Origin of the sequence: Bradyrhizobium lupini (genome assembly GCF_040939785.1) — a bacterium.
GTDB lineage: Bacteria > Pseudomonadota > Alphaproteobacteria > Rhizobiales > Xanthobacteraceae > Bradyrhizobium > Bradyrhizobium canariense_D.
On the sequence record NZ_CP162553.1, the window covers coordinates 620562 to 639132 of the forward strand.

At 63.5% G+C, this 18571-nt stretch carries 14 protein-coding genes and 4 pseudogenes; 4 read left to right on the forward strand and 14 right to left on the reverse strand.

The genetic code is table 11. The annotated features are described in order from the left end of the window. Positions 1-57 precede the first annotated feature (57 nt). The 4 genes and pseudogenes from AB3L03_RS03335 (at position 58) to glsA (ending at position 5590) form a co-directional block, all read left to right on the forward strand. Positions 58-279, forward strand: coding sequence for an acetyl-CoA carboxylase biotin carboxyl carrier protein subunit (locus tag AB3L03_RS03335; protein ID WP_018459231.1), 222 nt, complete (start codon positions 58-60; stop codon positions 277-279). A gap of 164 nt (positions 280-443) precedes the next feature. After that, positions 444-1609, forward strand: a pseudogene (locus AB3L03_RS03340) (TAXI family TRAP transporter solute-binding subunit). A 35-nt stretch (positions 1610-1644) separates the two neighbouring features. Then, the gene (locus AB3L03_RS03345; RefSeq protein WP_368508246.1) at positions 1645-3720 is read left to right on the forward strand and encodes a TRAP transporter permease; all 2076 of its coding nucleotides are present in this window, start codon (positions 1645-1647) and stop codon (positions 3718-3720) included. Between the two features lie 22 nt (positions 3721-3742). Continuing rightward, a complete protein-coding gene (gene glsA / locus AB3L03_RS03350) occupies positions 3743-5590 on the forward strand; it encodes a glutaminase A (RefSeq protein WP_368508247.1) in 1848 nt (615 codons plus the stop codon). 5 nt (positions 5591-5595) lie between these two features. Here glsA and AB3L03_RS03355 read toward each other — a convergent pair whose 3' ends face one another. The 14 genes and pseudogenes from AB3L03_RS03355 to AB3L03_RS03420 all read right to left on the reverse strand — a co-directional run bounded on the left by AB3L03_RS03355 (position 5596) and on the right by AB3L03_RS03420 (position 18524). After that, entirely contained in the window at positions 5596-5898 is a 303-nt protein-coding gene (locus AB3L03_RS03355; protein ID WP_026233761.1) for a nucleoside triphosphate pyrophosphohydrolase family protein, read from the reverse strand. A gap of 26 nt (positions 5899-5924) precedes the next feature. Beyond that, complete coding sequence (locus AB3L03_RS03360; RefSeq protein WP_085352807.1) at positions 5925-6452, reverse strand: carboxymuconolactone decarboxylase family protein; 528 nt, start codon at positions 6450-6452, stop codon at positions 5925-5927. Positions 6453-7055: 603 nt separating this feature from the next. Further along, the gene (locus AB3L03_RS03365; RefSeq protein WP_018459237.1) at positions 7056-7415 is read right to left on the reverse strand and encodes a Zn-ribbon domain-containing OB-fold protein; all 360 of its coding nucleotides are present in this window, start codon (positions 7413-7415) and stop codon (positions 7056-7058) included. Next, positions 7412-8548, reverse strand: coding sequence for a thiolase family protein (locus AB3L03_RS03370; protein ID WP_368508248.1), 1137 nt, complete (start codon positions 8546-8548; stop codon positions 7412-7414). Before AB3L03_RS03370 ends, AB3L03_RS03365 begins: the two co-directional genes overlap by 4 nt. After that, the gene (locus AB3L03_RS03375) at positions 8545-9768 is read right to left on the reverse strand and encodes a CaiB/BaiF CoA-transferase family protein (RefSeq protein WP_018459239.1); all 1224 of its coding nucleotides are present in this window, start codon (positions 9766-9768) and stop codon (positions 8545-8547) included. Before AB3L03_RS03375 ends, AB3L03_RS03370 begins: the two co-directional genes overlap by 4 nt. A gap of 121 nt (positions 9769-9889) precedes the next feature. Beyond that, a complete protein-coding gene (locus AB3L03_RS03380; protein WP_368508249.1) occupies positions 9890-10096 on the reverse strand; it encodes a hypothetical protein in 207 nt (68 codons plus the stop codon). A gap of 118 nt (positions 10097-10214) precedes the next feature. Then, positions 10215-11384: an acetyl-CoA acetyltransferase gene (locus AB3L03_RS03385; protein WP_368508250.1), complete on the reverse strand. Its 1170-nt coding sequence runs from the start codon at positions 11382-11384 to the stop codon at positions 10215-10217. A gap of 59 nt (positions 11385-11443) precedes the next feature. After that, complete coding sequence (gene eda, locus AB3L03_RS03390; protein WP_018459241.1) at positions 11444-12094, reverse strand: bifunctional 4-hydroxy-2-oxoglutarate aldolase/2-dehydro-3-deoxy-phosphogluconate aldolase; 651 nt, start codon at positions 12092-12094, stop codon at positions 11444-11446. A 13-nt stretch (positions 12095-12107) separates the two neighbouring features. Next, a pseudogene (locus AB3L03_RS03395) lies at positions 12108-13034 on the reverse strand (sugar kinase); the annotation flags it as partial. Between the two features lie 78 nt (positions 13035-13112). Beyond that, on the reverse strand, positions 13113-14099 hold the full coding sequence (denD, locus tag AB3L03_RS03400; protein WP_018459243.1) for a D-erythronate dehydrogenase: 987 nt from the start codon (positions 14097-14099) through the stop codon (positions 13113-13115). A 79-nt stretch (positions 14100-14178) separates the two neighbouring features. Next, a pseudogene (locus AB3L03_RS03405) lies at positions 14179-15053 on the reverse strand (carbohydrate ABC transporter permease). 2 nt (positions 15054-15055) lie between these two features. After that, positions 15056-15995 (reverse strand): annotated as a pseudogene (locus tag AB3L03_RS03410) (carbohydrate ABC transporter permease). A 75-nt stretch (positions 15996-16070) separates the two neighbouring features. Then, positions 16071-17384 (reverse strand): ABC transporter substrate-binding protein, encoded by a 1314-nt coding sequence (locus AB3L03_RS03415; protein ID WP_018459245.1) that lies wholly within the window; start codon positions 17382-17384, stop codon positions 16071-16073. A gap of 78 nt (positions 17385-17462) precedes the next feature. Next, positions 17463-18524 (reverse strand): ABC transporter ATP-binding protein, encoded by a 1062-nt coding sequence (locus AB3L03_RS03420; RefSeq protein WP_204510938.1) that lies wholly within the window; start codon positions 18522-18524, stop codon positions 17463-17465. Between the last annotated feature and the right edge of the window lie 47 nt (positions 18525-18571).

Genomic DNA, 18571 nt, shown 5'->3' on the forward strand with positions numbered 1-18571 from the left:
CCGCTTGCAGAAGAAACTACCTCAGGCATTTTGCGACCACAACAAAAAGGCGATGGCATGCCAGAAATTAAGATCGTCACGGAGATCGCCGGACGCGTCTGCGCAACTCCCGTGCAAGTTGGAGGAACCGTTGCAGATGGCGATGAGATTGTGGTGGTCGAAGCGATGAAGATGGAGATACCGGTGCTTTCGCCTGTGAGCGGCGAGATCACATCGCTTCTGGTGAAGCTCGACGACGTCGTTACCGAAGGACAGGCGATCGCAATCGTCGCAAGCTGACTGCATTCTCCGTCGTTTTCCGCGACATTCTGTCAGCCTCATTGCTGTGTTCGCGGTACGGCGTTGCCATTGCCTGACCGCGATGACATGATCTCTCAAACAAAACCTGTTTCAAACAAAGAAAGAAATCGTCGCGGCAAACGCGAGGATCATTGGAGGGAAACATGCGTCGTGGGCTGATCATGCTCGCGCCTGCCGTGGTGGCAGGCCTTTCTTTTGTGTCTACACGCTATGCATTCGCCGACGACATCAAGCTGCCGGCAACATTGACGTTCACCGCCTATGACACCGGTACCGCCGGCTTCAACATCGCGGTCGGCGTCGGCAAGATGATGAAGGACAAATACTCGACCGACGTGCGCGTGCTCCCCGCAGGCAACGATGTCGCGCGTCTGGCGCCGCTGCGCGCCAAGCGCGCGGTCTCCGCGGCGATGGGATCGGGGACATATTTCGCGCAGGAGGGCGTGTTCGAGTTCGGCTCCAGGGAATGGGGCCCGCAGCCGCTCCAGATCCTGCTCTCGAGCGTTGATTGCAATTGCGGTTCGCTCGGCGTGGCCGCGGATACAGGGGTGAAGGAGCTGAAGGACCTCAAGGAAAGCGCGTCGGCTTCGTCGTCGGCTCGCCGGCACTGAACCAGAACTCGCTCGCGGTGCTCGCCTTCGCCGGCCTGACGCAGAAGGACGTCAAGATCGTCGAGTTCGCAAGCTACGGCGCGATGTGGAAGGGCTTGATCAACAACGACACCGATGCGGCCTTCGGCACCACCATCACCGGTCCCGCCAAGGAAGCCGAGACTTCGCCGCGCGGGCTGGTCTGGCCGCCGCTGCCCGCCAAGGACAAGGAAGGTTGGGCACGGATGCAGAAGGTCGGCTCGTTCTTCTTCCCGCAGACCGCGACCTGCGGCGCCGGTATCTCGCCGGACAAGCCGATCGAGCTCGGCAACTATCCCTATCCGATCTTCGTCGCCTACGCCTCGCAAGCCCCCGAGCAGGTCTATGCGATCACCAAGGCGATGATCGTGAACTACGATTCCTACAAGGACTCCGCGCCCGGCGCCGGCGGGCTTGCGGCCGATCGCCAGACCAAGAACTGGGTGGTGCCGGTGCATCCCGGCGCGGTGAAGGCTTTGAAGGAGGCCGGGCAATGGAACGACGCACAGGAGGCGCACAACAACGGACTGATCAAGCGGCAAGAGGTGCTTGGCGCCGCGTGGACCGACTACGGAAAATCCAATCCGCCTGCGGATGATAAGGCGTTCCTCGACGCCTGGATGAAGGCGCGTGCCGCGGCGCTTGCGAAGGCCGACATGCCGAACGGGTTCGAGGATTAGTTCACAGCGTTAATTGTCCACGCCCGAGGTCGATCATGTCGTCTGCTTCAGTCTCCACCCCCTCCCAGGACGGGGCCAAGCGGATCGTGTTCGACGATCCGCATGGCGCCGCCGCCAACATGCAGGAAGCGGAAGTTACGCGCGTGCGAAGCTTGCGTGGCGCGTGGCGCTGGCTGCTCGTCCTCGCGACCGCCGCGACCATCCTGCTCTGCATCAACCAGCAATTCTCGCTGCGCTTCTTCGTCGGCTACACCCAGCTCAACACGGAATACTTCTACCTCCTGATCGCCCTGATGCTGCCGTTCACGTTCCTGATCTTCCCGGGGACCCCGCGCGCGCCGCTCGATCGCATTCCCTGGTATGACCTTCTCTGCTTCGTCGTGACCTTTGCCGCCGCGCTGCTGTTGATGTCGAACGTCCGCAAGGCCGCCGAGGCCGGCTGGGAATTCGGCGGCGCGCCGAACAGCGTGATCGCAGCCGGTCTCGTGATGTGGGTGATGTTGATGGAGGCGCTGCGCCGCACCGGCGGCTGGAGCCTGCTACTGAGCGTGCTTCCCTTCACCGTCTATCCGCTGTTCGCGGAATCCAGCTGGCTCGGGCCGTTCCGCGGCACGCAGTCGACGCTGGAGCAGGCGACCGCCTATCACGTGCTGTCGGGCGAGAGCCTGCTCGGCATTCCCATCCAGGCGTTTGCCGACACCGTGATCGGCTTCCTGGTGTTCGGCACCGCGTTGATGATGACCGGCGCCGGAAAGTTCTTCATCAATCTCGCCTTCGCGCTGTGTGGCACGTTCCGCGGCGGCGCGGCCAAGGTGTGCATCTTCGCCAGCGGCCTGCTCGGCATGATGTCAGGCTCGATCATCTCCAACGTGCTGACCGCCGGCACCATGACCATTCCGGTGATGAAGAAGAGCGGCTTTCGCGCCTCCTATGCGGGCGCGATCGAGGCTTGTGCCTCGACCGGCGCGGTGCTGGCGCCGCCGGTGATGGGCGCGACCGCCTTCGTAATCGCGCAGTTCCTCAATGTCAGCTACGCCGATGTCGCGATCGCGGCCATCATTCCCGCCGCGCTCTATTATATCGGCCTGTTCATGCAGGTCGATTCCTACGCCGCACGACACGGGCTGAAGGGCATTCCGCGCGCGGAGCTGCCGCGGGTCATGGATACAATCAAGGATGGCTGGTACTACGTCTTCGTCATCGCCCTCCTGATCGTGATGCTGCTCTACTTCAAGCGCGAGAGCCATGCGCCATTCTACGCCACCGCATTGCTTCTTGTGCTCAACCAGCTGTTCTCGAAGGACACGCGCTGGACTGTCGCGACCATCGGCAAATTCCTCGAGGTCAACGGCCGCACCTTCGTCGAGCTTGTCGGCATCCTCGCCGGGTGCGGCCTGCTGATCGGCGCCTTCTCGATGACCGGCGTGGTGTCGAGCCTCGCCAACGACCTGCTGCATATCGCCGGCGACAATCCGTTCCTGCTGCTCGGCATGTGCGCCCTGACTAGCCTGATTCTCGGGCTCGGCCTGACCACGACGGCCTGCTACATCTTCCTCGCCATCCTGGTCGCACCCGCGCTGGAGAAGCTCGGGCTGAACAAAATGGCCGTGCACATGTTCATTTTCTACTGGGGCATGCTGTCGTCGATCACCCCGCCGGTCGCGATTGCATCATTCGCAGCGGCAGGTATTGCCGGCTCGCCGGCGATGAAGACGGGCTGGGAATCGATGTGGGTCGGCAGCATCATCTATTTCATCCCGTTCTTCTTCGTGCTCAATCCCGCGCTGGTGCTGCAGGGGCCGAGCCCCTATCTGGCCGGTCTCGGCTTGATGGCGCTCGCGGCGTTCGGCACGCTGTTCATCTGCGGCGGCATCCAGGGCTACCAGCCCTTCGTCGGCGATCTCCGCGGCGCCGGTGCGCTGGAGTGGCCCATCCGCGTGCTGCTGGTGATCGGCGGTTTCGTGGTGGCCACCCCCGGCGGCGGCATCATGCCGCTGTCGCAGATGCAGGTGACGCTGCTCGGCCTCGCCATCCTGATCCCCACGATTTTGCTCGCCCTGCTGCTGGTCCGGCGGCAGACCGTGGTGCCGGACGGGTTGCGCGTGCCCTGATTGCGTTGCACAAAGAGAGGCAATGAAACCGCTTTCGCCTCTCGCTACCGCCTGGACGCGCTCGAAGCCGCCTTTGCTGCGGTTTCTGGACAATTGCCTCAACGAATTCTCGGCAGAGACCTCGGGCGCGGTCGCCGACTACATTCCCGAGCTCGGCAAGGCCGATCCTGCCTGTTTCGGCATCAGCCTCGCGACCCTGGACGGTCATGTCTACGAGGTCGGCGACTCCAGGGCGCCCTTCACCATCCAGTCGATGTCAAAGCCGTTCGTGTTCGCGCTGGCGCTGGACCTGCTCGGCGCAAACAGGGTGGAGAGCGCAATCGGCGTCGAGCCCTCCGGCGATCCTTTCAACTCGATCCGGCTCAACTCGGAGAATCATCCATTCAACCCGATGGTCAATGCCGGCGCGATCGCCTGCACCGGGCTGATCCACGACAGCAAGGGTCCGGATGCCTTCGAGCAAATTCGCCTCGCGCTTAGTCGTTTTGCCGGCCGCGATCTCGCCGTCGACGAGGCCGTCTACGCTTCCGAAAGCCAGACCGGCGACCGCAACCGTGCCATCGGCTATCTCCTCAAGACCAATGCGGTGATCTCGGACAATGTCGCGGCCGTACTCGACGTCTATTTCCGGCAATGCGCGGTGCTGGTCACCGCGCGCGACATCGCTGTGATGGCGGCAACGCTCGCCAACCGTGGCGTCAACCCGGTTACCGGCGAGCAGGTGCTGACGCCTTACGCGATCTCGCGCACGCTGTCGGTGATGACGTCGTCGGGCATGTACGACTATGCCGGCGAATGGATCTACCGGATCGGCATCCCCGCCAAGAGTGGCGTCGGCGGCGGAATTCTCGCCGCACTCCCCGCCCGCCTCGGGCTCGGCAGCTATTCGCCAAGGCTCGACAAGCACGGCAACAGCGTGCGCGGCATCAAGGTCTGCGAGGCGCTGTCCTCGCATTACGATCTGCATATGCTCAACCGCAGCGACGACGCACGCAACGCCGTCATCGCCGATTACGACATCGGCAAGAGCCCGTCGCGGCGCGTGCGCCGCCCGCAGGAGCGCGATATTCTCGCAGCCCTCGAGCAGGAGGTGCGGATCATCGAGCTGGTCGGCACGCTGTCGCTGTCGGCGGTCGACTATGTCTCACGCCGGCTTGCGGGCCGGCCGCGGCCGCAATTCGTGATTTTCGATCTCCACCGCGTCACCTCCACCACACGCGCCGGGGCGCGGCTGGTGGCTGAAGCGTTCGAGGAGCTGGCGGCGCTGAATGTGACCGTCGTCCTGTCAGGCGTCAGGCGCGCCTCCAAAGAATGGGACAGCCTGCGGGAGTGGACCGCGGAGCTGAAGAACGTCCGCGACTTCTATGTGCTCGACACCGCGATCGAATGGGCCGAAGACCAGATCGTCTACCGCTATGGCGGCTCGATCGATTTTCGCGAGACCACCGAGCTTTCCGAGCAGCCTCTGCTCGCAGGCCTCAGCGCGGAAGAGCTGACCGACCTCGCCTCAATCTGCACGATCCGGATCTATCAGTCTGGCGCGAAAATCCTCACCACTGGCGCCGCAGCCGATTCCCTGTTCTTCCTGCGCAGCGGCGCGGTGCATGTCACCCTGCCCGACGGAGTGCGGCTCGCAACACTCACCGCCGGCATGGCGTTCGGCGAGATGGCCCTGATCGAGACCACCCGCTCCGCGGACGTGTTCGCGGATATGGCTGCGACCGCGTTCGAGGCGCCTCTGAAAGCGTTCGAGCGCTTCCGCAAGCAGCACCCGCACGCCAGCGAACGCATCATGCGCAATCTTGCGCAGCTTCTGGCCGAGCGCCTGATCGTCGCCAACGCCAAAGTGGATATCTTGACCTCCACCTGAGCGGCCTAGCGGCTCGCCGCCTCGCTGATCCGCCGCTTGATCTTGGCGGCACTGGTCTTGAGCAGCTCCGATGGCTGCTGGCCGGTCGCCACGCAGAGGCAGGCCCAGTAATAGATGACATCGCCGAGCTCTTCGACGAGGCCCGCCTGGTCGAGCCAGTCATCGCGGAGCAGCTTCTTGATATGGTCGGCGACTTCGCCGGACTCGCCGGCGAGGCCGAGCCCGAGATAGGACAGCCGTTCGTTCGACGGACGCTCATCGACTTTCGCAATCGTTGCAGCCCAGGCGGCATATTCATCGATCGTCATGAGCATCCCTCACAGCAATTGCTCGATCAGCCGACCACTTCGGTGACCGGCTGAAGGTCGATCTCGAAGGTCTCCAGAAACTTTGACGTCATGATGTAGAATCCGACCGAGAGCTGCAGTTCAACCAGTGCGGCCGGCGTCAGCTTCGATGAGATCGCCTTGAAGGTCGCATCCGTCGGCTTGTTCAGCTTGACGATCTCGTCGGTGAAGGCGAGCGCGGCGCGCTGCACTTCATTGAAACAGTTCGCGGCCTGCCAGTTCTCGAGCGCCTCGTTCTGCTCGTCGGTGACGCCGACATTCTTGCCGATGCGCTTGTGCGCGACGATCTCATACGGCGCCTCGCACAAAATGCCGGTGCGGGTGATCGCGAGTTCGCGCACGATCGGATCGAGCTCGCCCTTGTGGCGGATGGCGCCGCCGAGCCGGCAGTACTGCTCGAAATAGCTCGGCGAATGCGACATCATCCGGAAGATGTTGGCATTGCGGTTCTTGTCGAGGATCTCGCGGGTGCGGTCGGATGCCTTGGACGGGTCGCTGTAGTTGATGCGGGCCATGATTTTCCTGAAGTTTTCCCTAAGCCTTTGATGCTTTTTGTCGTTAGCGGCGAAATTTCCACGAAACTGTATTCTTGCGCGTCCGCAGGAGCAACAACATCGAGTCAAAATGCCGCCGCATTGCTGAACGACCTTGGCACAGTCGATATTCGCCGCGTGGGGACTTGATCGCGGCGGATACTCGCAAGGGGTGTTCCAGTAAAAACAATTGGCCGTTGGGCGCTAACCGCGCATCGATGAGTCACGCCCAAGTCTAGGGAGAAAATGGAATGAAGGAAGCCACCAAGGGGGCGGCCTCGGAAGCGTTCGCGCATATGCTAGCGGTGATGGCGATGCTCGTCATCGCCAGCATCCTGTTCTACGGGCGCTAGTTAAGAGTCGGGTGAGAGCTTTCGTCATTCCGGGGTGGCCCTCGCACAGGCCAGGCCCAGAATTCCCGTTCCAGGCTCGGTCTCTCAGGACCGCCCCCGAATGACGGATCCCACCGCTCGCGTTGCCGCAATAGCCCGGATGGGGCGCGCAATCCGGGAAAGTCTATCGGTGAGGCGAAAACCCGGATTTCGGTCCGCTCCATCCGGGCCACATTGGAGCATCTAAATTTCACTATCTGTCTTTGGCGAAGAACGGCACCAGCTTGCCGGCGAACAGTTTGAAGCTCGCACTGACCTCATCGCCGATGGCGAGATCATTCTCACCATGCGCCATCATGCGAAAACCCTCGGCGCAATCGACCAGCAGGATGTTGTAGGGCACGTACGCGCGCGTCTCGGGCGTGGCGGCGCGGCAGACCAGCGACGTCGCGTAGACCCTGCCCTTGCCGCTGGCGCACTGCTCGCGCGGATCGGACGCGCCGCAGGCCGCGCAGAAGGCGCGACGAATATACTGCACATGGCCGCATGCGGTGCAGGTCTGATAAATGACGGCCTGTTCGCCCTTGGTCCAGTCGGCTAGACGCTCGCTCATCGCACCCGCTCCAGGAACATGCTGACGTGAGACGACAGCACGCCGCCGTCGCCGTGCAGCAGCGCGATCGAGGCGTCGCGCACCTGACGATTCGCCGCCCGCCCCGTCATCTGCAGATGCGTTTCCACCAGATGCGCCATGGCGCCACCAACGCCGCAATGACCGTAGCTGAGCAGGCCGCCATGGGTGTTCAGCGGCATCGCTCCATTGCGGCTGAAATGGCCAGCGCGCACGCGCGCGGCTGCCTCGCCCCGGCCAGCGAGGCCAAGATCTTCCAGCAGCATCGCGAGCGTGATCGTAAAGCTGTCGTAGATCGCCGCGTAGCGCACGTCGGAAATGGCAAGGCCGGTAACCTCCCTGGCGCGAGCGATGGAGATCTCGGCGCCGAGCTCGCTCAGGGCGGGGGCTGCAGTGACGTGCTGATGGGTATGGGCCTGGGCACAGCCGCGAATGCGCACGCGGGCCTCTCCGGTCCGCTCGCGACTGATGACGAAGGCTGCGCCGCCGTCGGACACCGGGCAGCAATCGAGCAGCTTCAGCGGCATCGCCACCGGCTTCGAGGCCATGACGTCTGCGACCTCGATGGAATCCTGGAATTGCGCACCAGGATGAGTGCAGGCGTGGGTGCGCATCAGCACCGCGAATTCGGCGAGGTCTTCTTCCGTCACGCCGTACTCGTGCATGTATCTGTTAGCGACGAGGCCGTAATAGGCCGGGATGGTCGGGCCGAGCGGCAGTTCGTAGTCGGGATGGCCGACCTGCGCCAGCGCTTGGATCGAGGCGTCGCGGCTCTGCCCAGTGAGGCGGTTCTCGCCGGCCACGACGAGCACATTGCGGGCGACGCCCGCTTCGACGAGATGATGGGCGAGCATGGTCATCGCGAGCCCGGTCGCGCCACCGACCTGGACGGCATGGGCGTAACTGGGGCGGATGCCAAAATGCTCGGCAAAAACGGTCGCCAACATGATGTGCGGCGAGACGGTGGAGTAGCCGCAGAGGATGCCGTCGATCTCGGCACGCTTGAGCCCGGCATCGTCGAGCGCAGCCTGCGCGGCCTTGCTCATCAGCTCCAGCGAGGACGAGCCTTCGTGCTTGCCGAAAGGCGTGAGACCGACGCCGGTGATGAAGCTCATGGGCGCACCAGTGCATCGTCATTCCGGGGCGGCGAACGGGTGACGCCATCGCGGACCATGGCGTCGATCTCGTCGGCGGAATAGCCGATCTCGCGCAGGATTTCCGCGCCGTGCTCGTTGAGCTGCGGCGCGAGCCGCACCGGTTCGGCTTCGGTTTCGGACCAGGTGGCCGTCACCCTCATGCTCCGGATCGGCCCTTCAGTTGGATGGTTCACCACTGGGAAAAAGCCGGTCGCCTCCAGATGCTCATCGTGCAGCATCGACGCGAGGTCGTGCATGGGCATCACCGGCACGTCGGCCTTGGTGAGCAGGTCGATCCATTCCGCGGTGCTGCGCGTCTCGAAGATGCGCGCGAGCTCGGCATAGACGACGTCGATATTGGCGGCGCGCCCGGCGAATGTCGCGAACATCGCGTCGGCGCGCAGGTCGTCGCGTCGCGTCGCCTTAAAGAAGTTCTCCCACTGCTTGTCGTTGTAGACGATGACGCTGAGATAACCGTCCGATGTCTTGTAGGGCCGGCGGTCGCGCGAGAGGTGGCGGGCGTAACCGCCCTTGTCGAGCGGGGGCTCATAGGTCAATCCGCCCATGTGGTCGCCCATGACGAAGCCGGCCATGGTCTCGAACATCGGGATGTCGACGCGCTGGCCGCGGCCGGTGCGGTCGCGGTGCACGAGGCTGGCGCAGATCGCGCCCACGGCAGTCAAGCCTACGATGCGATCGACCAGTGCGTTCGGCACATAGCGCGGCACACCGTCACCGGTCTGCGCCATCAAGGCGGGCAGCGCGGTGGCGCCCTGGATCAGATCGTCATAGGCCGGTTTTGCAGCATAGGGCCCGTCCTGGCCGAAGCCGAACACGCCGGCATAGACCAGCCGCGGATTGATTTTGGAAACAACGTCATAGCCGAGTTGAAGCCGCGCCATCGCCTGCGGGCGGACGTTGTAGACGAGAACGTCGGCGTCTTTCAGCAAGCGGAGCACGGCCTCGCGGCCGGCGGGCTTCTTCAGGTCAAGGCAGATCGAGCGCTTGCTACGGTTGGTGTTGAGAAACACCGGGCCCATGCCTGCGTGCCGCATCGGGCCGATCAGGCGGGTGACGTCGCCGTCCAGAGACTCCACCTTGATGACGTCTGCGCCGTAATCGCCGAGCATCTGGGTCGCATAGGGGCCCATCAGCACGGTGGTCATGTCGACGACCTTGATGCCCTTCAGCGGCCCCATCGTTCGCTCCCGATTGCGCGGCCTCAAGTGAGGCCTGCGATCTCGGTCCAGCTAACGGCAGTGGCGGCGCATGCGCAAGAGCCGCCGGCGTATGGCCGCATGCGCCGGCGGCGAAAGGCGGCTATTTCTTCTGACGGGAATCGCGAATCTTGAGGAGGCGGTCGAGCTCATCATTCTGCTGGTTGATGCGGTCAGCGATCCGCGACTCGTTCTGCTCACCCGAGGCGGCCGCGGCCTGCTCGATGAGCTGGCGGATATTGTCCTCGAGAATCGCGATGCGATCGTTGAGTGCGTCCATCGACAGCAGATCTTCGTAGTCATTGCTCATGATGCATCCCCTGCAAATCGATCAAGAGCTTTAAGGGCCCCCAGCGGGCCCACCATGATCTAGCGCAAGATAAGAAGGTGGGCACGGCGCTTCACGCCTTGCCTACCGTGCAGCAGCCTTACTTCAGCGGCTCCAGCACGGAGACGTAGTTGGCAACCGCCGCACCGCCCATGTTGAAAATGCCGCCGAGCTTTGCATTCTTGAGCTGCATGCCCTCGGGCGCTTGGCCGGCGAGCTGCATCGCGGTCATCACGTGCATGGAGACGCCGGTGGCGCCGATCGGATGGCCCTTGGCTTTCAGGCCACCGGACGGATTGACCGGCAGCTTGCCGTCCTTGAGCGTCCAGCCTTCCTTGATGGCACGGGCACCCTGCCCCCGCTGCGTCAAGCCCATCGCTTCGTACTCGATCAGCTCGGCGACGGTGAAGCAGTCATGGGTCTCGACGAAGGAGAGATCGGAAAGTGTAACGCCCGCCTTCTCCAGTGCGCGCTGCCAAGCGACCGTGCAGCCCTCGAACTGGAGGATGTCGCGCTTGGACATCGGCAGGAAATCCTGGGCGTGCGCGGTGGCGCGGAAGCCGATCGACTTGCTCATGCCCTTGGCGGTTTCCGCGTCGGCCAGCACCAGGGCAGCGGCACCGTCCGAGACCAGCGAGCAGTCGGTGCGCTTCAGGGGGCCGGCGACGTAGGGGTTCTTCTCGCTCTCGGCGCGGCAGAAGTCGAAGCCAAAGTCCTTGCGCATCTGGGCGAAGGGATTGGCGACGCCGTTCTTATGGTTCTTGGCCGCGATCAGCGCCAGTGCATCGGACTGGTCGCCGTATTTCTGGAAATAGGAGCTGGCGATCTTGCCGAACACGCCGGCGAAGCCGCCGACAGTGTCGCCGTCCTCGGGAAGATAGGACGCCTTGAGCAGGTTCTTGCCGATCTCCGGGCCCGGCGTGCGCGTCATCTGTTCGACCCCGACAACGAGGACAATCCTGGCCGCGCCGGCCGCGATCGCGCGCACGCCCTGATGGACGGCGGCGGAGCCGGTGGCGCAGGCGTTCTCGACCCGGGTCGCCGGCTTGAAGCGCAGCTTCGGGTCGGCCTGGAGCACCAGCGAGGCGGTAAAATCCTGGGGCGAGAAGCCGGCGTTGAAATGGCCGAGCACGATCTCGTCGACATCGCCGGCCGAAATGCCGGCATCCGCCAGCGCCTCATTGGCGACCTTCACCACAAGGCTTTCCACAGTCTCGGTGTCGAACTTGCCGAACGGCGTATGCGCCCATCCGACGATGCTGGCGGTCATGGTCATTCTCCCTGGCGGTCTCTTGCTGACCTAAGTCTTAGCTCAGGGATGGCAAGACTTCACGCGGGTTTAAGGGCCTCGAGGGTGCGCTGGCAGATGGCAGTTATGCCGGCCCAGTTCCCGGCCCTGATCTCCGCCGTCGGGCACAGCCAGGAACCGCCGACCGCGACCACATTGGGCTCCGCGAGCCAGGTTGCTGCATTGGCCTCGCCGACCCCGCCGGTCGGGCAGAACCGCACGTTCGGGAACGGCCCACCCAGCGAGCGCAGCCCCTTGATGCCGCCGGCCTGCTCGGCCGGGAAAAATTTTGCAATGTCGAAGCCGTAGGACAGCGCCATCATCAGCTCGGAGGCCGTGGCGATACCCGGCGCAAACGGCAAGGAGCTATGGGTGGCGGCCTTCAAGAGGTCCGGGGTCAAGCCCGGGCTGATGCCGAACGCAACGCCGAGCTTCTCGACACGGGTAAAGTCGGCCGGATTGAGAATCGTGCCGATGCCGACCACCGCCTCGGGCACCTCGGCCATCATCGCCCTCGCCGCCTCGATCGCAACAGGGGTACGCATGGTCACCTCCAGCGTGCGGACGCCGCCGGCCACCAGCGCACGCGCCAGCGGCACCGCATCCTGGATACGCTCGATGGTGAGGACGGGAATGACAGTCGCGGCCTTGAACAGCGCGGCGAGGTGGTTCTGTTGGGCAGTCGTGGTCATCTTGGCTTTCGTTTCACTTGGTCGCTTGACGCGTGGTCGCCGGCCGGTGCCGTTTCTTCGGCGGCATGGCATAACCCGGAATGATGGCGCCGGAATAGCAGATGACGAGGCTGGCGAGGCGGTGCCCGGCCTGGGCGGCCTCGACCGGGTCGGAACCGGCGAGCCGTGCCGCGATATAGGCCGCCGCAAAGCTATCGCCGGCCGCGGTGGTGTCGACCACGGGTTTAGTCGTGGGCTCCGCGCGGACCTCATAGGGCCCCCCGGGAAAGCGCAGCAGGCTGACCGGCTCGGCGAGCCGGAACACCAGCTCGGAGCTTGGGATGCGCGCCATCAACTGCTCGTGGCTCTCACCGGGATAGAGGGCGAGCAGATCCTCGGTCGAGGTCAGCACGATGTCGGCTGCCGCGAAGGCCGCTGAAAACACCTCGCGCGCGACCTCACGATCCGGCCATCCCCGCGCGCGAAAATTGGTGTCGAACACGAAGCGGGTGCCAAGCAGACGCGCGCGCTTGATCGCCGCGAACAGGCGCTCGCGCCCGGCCGCGTCGTAGATCGAGAGCGTGATCGCAGAGAGATAGACGATGTCGTAGCTCATCAGCGAGTTGAGGAGATCGTCCGTTTCCGGCAGGTTCATCAGCTGGCGCGCCGCCGCACTGTCGCGCCAGTGGAAGAACTGGCGCTCTCCCTTCGCATCCAGCTGGATCATGTAGAGGCCGGGCAGCTTGCCCGGCAGCCGCGCGACGCGCCTCGTGCCGACGCCCTCCGCAGTCCAGGCCGCGATCATCTCATCGCTCAGGGCATCGTCGCCAAGCGCGGTGAAATAATCGACCTTGACCTCGAGCCGCGCGAGGTAAACGGCCGTGTTGAGGGTGTCGCCGCCGAATCCACGCGAGTAGAGGCCCCCCGCCCTGCCCGCTGGAAGGTCCGGCGGATTGTCCACCCTGGGCCTGCCGGAGCTCGACCATGCATTCGCCGATGCAAGCAACGCTCGCCATCACTTTACCCGCTCAGTCAGAGATCAGGCGACGAAATTGCCGCCGAGCTCGTCTTCGATGTGAATGCGGATGATGTCGTCGAAAGTCTTCTCGGCAGTGGTGAAGCCGAGCTCGAGCGACCGCTTTGCATTGAAGTTGCGCGGCCAGCCGCCGACGATGCCGACGATAAAGGGATCGGGCTCCCGCTTGATGCGGGCGGCGACCTTGTCGCCGGCGACGCGCTTCAGCGCAGCGATCTGCTCGCCAACCGTCGCCGACAGGCCCGGCATGGTCAAATTACGGCGCGGCCCCACCGCGGCGAGGTCCATGGTGCCGGCATGCAGCAGGAAGCCGACGGCGGAGCGCGGCGTGGCATGCCAGTGGCGGACGTCCTCGGACACGGGAAGAACCGCTTCCTTGCCGGCCAGCGGCTCGCGCAGGATGTTGGAGAAGAAGCCCGATGCCGCCTTGTTGGGCAGGCCGGGCCTGATGCAGATGGTCGGCAGGCGGATGCCGATGCCATCGAGGAAGCCGCGGCGGGAATAGTCGGCCAGCAGTAATTCGCCGATCGCCTTCTGCGTACCGTAGCTCAGAAGCGGCGTGTGGAAGAACTCGTCGCCGATCGCATCGGGGAACGGCGCGCCGAACACCGCGATCGAGGACGTGAAGACCACGCGCGGCTTGTAGCCGCCGCCTGCAAGCCTGACGGCATCGAGCAGCATTCGCGTGCCGTCGAGATTGATGCGGTAGCCCTTGTCGAAATCGAGCTCGGCTTCGCCCGAGACGATCGCGGCGAGATGAAAGATCACGTCCGGACGGCCGGCGATCAGCTTTTCGGCCGCACCCGGCACGGCGAAATCGCTCGACACGGTCTCGACGGCAAAACCGGCTCTTTCGGGCGCCTTCGGCTCGACCACGTCATGCATGGTCAGCTTGGTGATGTCGCTCTTGCCGAGCCGGCCGTCGCGCGACAACCGTTCGCACAATTTGCGGCCGACCATGCCGGCGGCGCCCAGAACCAGAATGTGCAAGAGCCTACTCCTTTTTATTGGCCGGAACGCGCCGATTTCGGCAATTCGTCCTGGCGCGCTCTCGAGGCAGGCCCCGCGATCATTCCTTCACGGCGCCGGTCATCGCCGACACATAATACTCCACGAAGAAGGAATAAAGGATAACTACGGGAACCGAGCCGGTCAGAGCCGCCGCCATCAGGGCCCCCCAGTGGTAGACGTCGCCATTGACGAGCTCGGTGATCGCGCCGACCGGGATCGTCTTGTTTTCGGACGAGGAGATGAAGGTCAGCGCGTAAATGAACTCGTTCCAGGACAACGTGAAGGCGAAGATGCCCGCCGAGATCACGCCCGGCAGCGAAAGCGGCAGCGTGATCTTCATCAGAATCTGCAGCCGCGTCGCCCCGTCGATCAGCGCACACTCCTCCAGCTCATAGGGGATGGTGCGGAAATAGCCCATCAGGAGCCAGGTGCAGAACGGGATCAGGAAGGTCGGATAGGTCAGGATCAGCGCCAAATTGCCGTCGAACAGCCCGAGCTGAAACACGATCGCCGCCAGCGGAATGAACAGAATGGAGGGCGGCACCAGATAGCCGAGGAAGATCGCAAGGCCGACATAGCGCGAGCCCTTGTAGCGAAGGCGTTCGATCGCATAGGCGGCGCAGACGCTGGCGAACAGGGAGATGAAGGTCGAGGACACCGAGACGATCACGGTGTTCCACATCCAGAGCGGATAGTCGGTGTCGAAGAACAGCTTCTTGATGTGCTCCAGCGTCGGATGCACGATCCAGAACGGATTGTACTTTTCGTAGTCGTACATCTCCGCGTCCGGCTTGAACGTCGCGACCGCCATCCAGTAGAACGGGAACAGCAGGAAGAAGATGATCAGGCCGAGCGGAAGGTAGACCCGAAAAACTTCCGCGGGAAGCTCTCGAGATAGTCCATTCCGACGCTTTGGTCGTCTGCCGTGGTCATGGTCAGTCCCTCCCGCCCTGCTGCCAGCGGGAACGCTGAAGCCCGAAAAAGCTGAGCAGGATCGCCGCGACCAGGAACGGAATCATCGCGTTCGAGATCGCCGCCCCCCTCGCCGAGATTGCCGCCGGTGATGGCGCGCTGGAACGACAGCGTCGCCATCAGATGGGTGGAGTTGATCGGTCCACCCCGCGTGATGGTGTAGATGAGCTGAAAGTCGGTGAAGGTCATCAGCACCGAGAACGTCATCACGACCGCGATGATCGGCGACAGCATCGGCAGCGTGATGTGGCGGAAGCGCTGCAGATTGGTGGCGCCGTCGAGATTGGCGGCCTCATAGAGCGAGGGCGAGATGGTCTGTAATCCCGCCAGCAGCGTGATCGCCACGAAAGGCACGCCGCGCCAGATATTGGCGGCGACGACCGACCAGCGCGCATTCCAGGGATCGCCAAGGAAATCGATATAGCGCGTGATCAGGCCGGCCTTGATCAACACCCAGGAGATGATCGAGAACTGGCTGTCATAAATCCACCAGAACGCAATCGCAGAGAGCACCGTGGGCACGACGAAGGGCAACAGCACGATCGCCCGGATCATCGACTTCATCGGCAGCCGCTCGTTGAGCAGCAGCGCCAGGTAAAGGCCGATGGCGAATTTCACCGCGCTGGCGGCGACCGTGTAGAAGATCGTGTTGAACACCGAAAGCCAGAACACTGAGTCCTTCGCCAGCGAGACGAAATTCTGGAAGCCGATGTAGCGCCCGGCGCCGCCGATCTTGGTGTCGGTCATGCCGAGCCAGAAGCCCAGCGCCAGCGGGTAAGCCAGAAACAGGATGAGGATGGCGATTGCCGGCACCATGAACATCGCGCCGAGGAAATGCCGGCTCTCGAATGCTCTGGTCCACAAGCTGCTGCGCTTGGCCTGCGCGACAGTGGACTCGGCCATAACTGCCATGTCGGATTCCCCTCGACGAAAAGTCGCGGCGTCCGGCGAACCGGACGCCGCGTAGATTGGAGCTGATCAGACCTGATAGTAGCGCTTGGCGCGCTCGGCTGCGCGTGCGGCTGCCGCCTTCGGCGTCACGGAGCCCGACGCCGCCTCGGCGAACATGTCGACGACGACGAAGTCGCCCATCACGGCGGCCGAGGCATAGCCGAGGTCGCCGGCATAGCCGTTGTCGCGGCAGCGCTTCAGGCAGTCGCGATACGGCGTGATCTTCGGATCCGACGTCCACACCGGGTTGTCGTTGTAGGCCGGAAGCGGCGGCGACACGTAGCCGTTGGAGGAGACCTCCCAGGCGTCGTAGTTCGCCTTGTCCATCATGAACTTGATGTATTCCTTGACCGCCTTCGGATACTTCGAGTGCTTGTAGCCGTAATAAACCAGCACGTTCTGCTGCTCGGTCGACACGCCGACCGGACCGATCGGCATCGGCGCGTGGTTCATGTCCTTGGCGATCTCCTGCTGCTTCGGATCGGTCGAGTTCTTTCCGACGGTCCAGATAGAGATGCCGTTCAGCGTCAGGCTGAGCTCGCCGTTGAGGAACGCCTTGTTGTTGTTCGAGTCGTTCCACGACAGCACGCCGGGGATGAAGGTCTCGTAGAGCTGCTTGACGTATTCGAGCGCGGCGATCGTCTCCGGCGAGTCGATCACGACCTCGTTCTTTTCATTGACGACTTTGCCGCCGAAGGCCCACAGCGCCCACTGGCACCAGCCGTTGGCGTCACCCGTGGCGTGGCCGAGCGCGAAGCCGGCCGGCGTGTTGTTCTTCTTCAGCGCCTGGCAGAGCTTGAGGAAGCCGGCAGTGTCCTTGGGAAATTCATCGAAGCCGGCGGCCTTCACGTGGCTAACGCGATAGTTCAGGCAGCCGCCGGTCGCGCCCTGCGGAATGGCGATCCAGCTGTTGCCCTTCTTGCCGTAGCGTTCGGCAACCGGGTACCAGCCGCCATACTGCGCGCCGAGATAGTCGGCGACGTCAGTCATGTCGATCAGCTTTTCCGGGAATTTGTGGGGATCATCGAGCGTTCCGATGATCAGGTCGGGACCGGCGCCGACATTGGCGGCGACCGCGGCTTTGGGGCGGATGTCCTCCCAGCTCTCGGCCTCGAGCTTGATCTTGACGCCGGTCTTCTCGGAGAACGCCTTGGTCTGCTCGGCGAATTTGTCGAACTCGGCCTGAATGAACTGCTTCCAGCGCAAGACGCGGATGGAAGCGTTCGGCTCGGGCGTGTTGGTCCACTCCGCCGCGCGTACCGGGACAATGCCCGGGCCGGCCAGCAGCGCCGCGCCGCCCAGACCGACTTTAAGCACACTTCGCCTGTCGAAATCGCTCATCGTTCTCTCCCTAAATTTTATATTTGTATTGGGTCGTCTTGTATTGGGGCAGTTCTGCTTGGCAGTTCTTTGGCGTCGCTATACGCGTTTGCCCGTCGCCTCGTCGAACAGATGAATCACGGAAGGATCGGGCTTCAGCTTGACCTTGTCGCCCGGGTTGAACTGGTGACGTTCGCGGAAGACCGCGACGACCTGCTCACCACCGAGCTTCGCAAACACCTGCGTTTCCGAGCCGGTCGGCTCGACCACGACGATCTCGGCATCGGCGCCGTCGTCAGCGATGGTGAAATGCTCGGGACGCACGCCGTAAACGACAGGACGCCCGTCGGACGCCGCCGGCGCGTTCCTGAGCGGCAGCTTGACGCCATTCGGCCCCTCGAAGATCGCAACGCCGTTGACCCGCACATGACCCTTCAGGAAGTTCATGGACGGCGAGCCGATAAAGCCGGCGACGAACTGGTTCTCGGGCTTGTCGTAGAGCTCGAGCGGCGTACCCATCTGCTCGACGATGCCGTCATGCATGACCACGATTTTATCGGCCATGGTCATGGCCTCGATCTGATCGTGGGTGACGTAGACCGTCGTGGTCTTCAGCCGCTGGTGCAGCTCCTTGATCTCGGTGCGCATCGCGACGCGCAGCTTGGCGTCGAGGTTCGACAAGGGCTCGTCGAACAGGAACACCTGCGGATCGCGCACGATGGCGCGGCCCATGGCGACGCGCTGGCGCTGGCCGCCGGAGAGCTGGCGCGGATAGCGTTCGAGCAGCGGCGACAGTGCCAGGATCTCGGCGGCGCGCTTGACGCGCTTGTTGATCTCTTCGGTGCTCTCGCCCCGCAGCTTCATCGAGAAGCCCATGTTCTCGCCGACCGTCATGTGCGGATAGAGCGCGTAGTTCTGGAACACCATCGCAATGTCCCGCTCCTTGGGCTGGACATTGTTGACGACGCGGTCGCCGATCGAGATCGTGCCTGAGGTGATGTTCTCGAGACCGGCGAGCATGCGCAGAAGCGTCGACTTGCCGCAGCCGGAGGGGCCAACCAGGACAACGAACTGGCCGTCCTCGATCGGAATCGAAACGCCGTGCAGGACTTCAAAATTGCCGAACGATTTCCGCACGTCGCGGATTTGCACAGACGACATCTAGCTCCCCTCCTCGAAAGTCCACGACGCATCTCGCGCCGCGACCG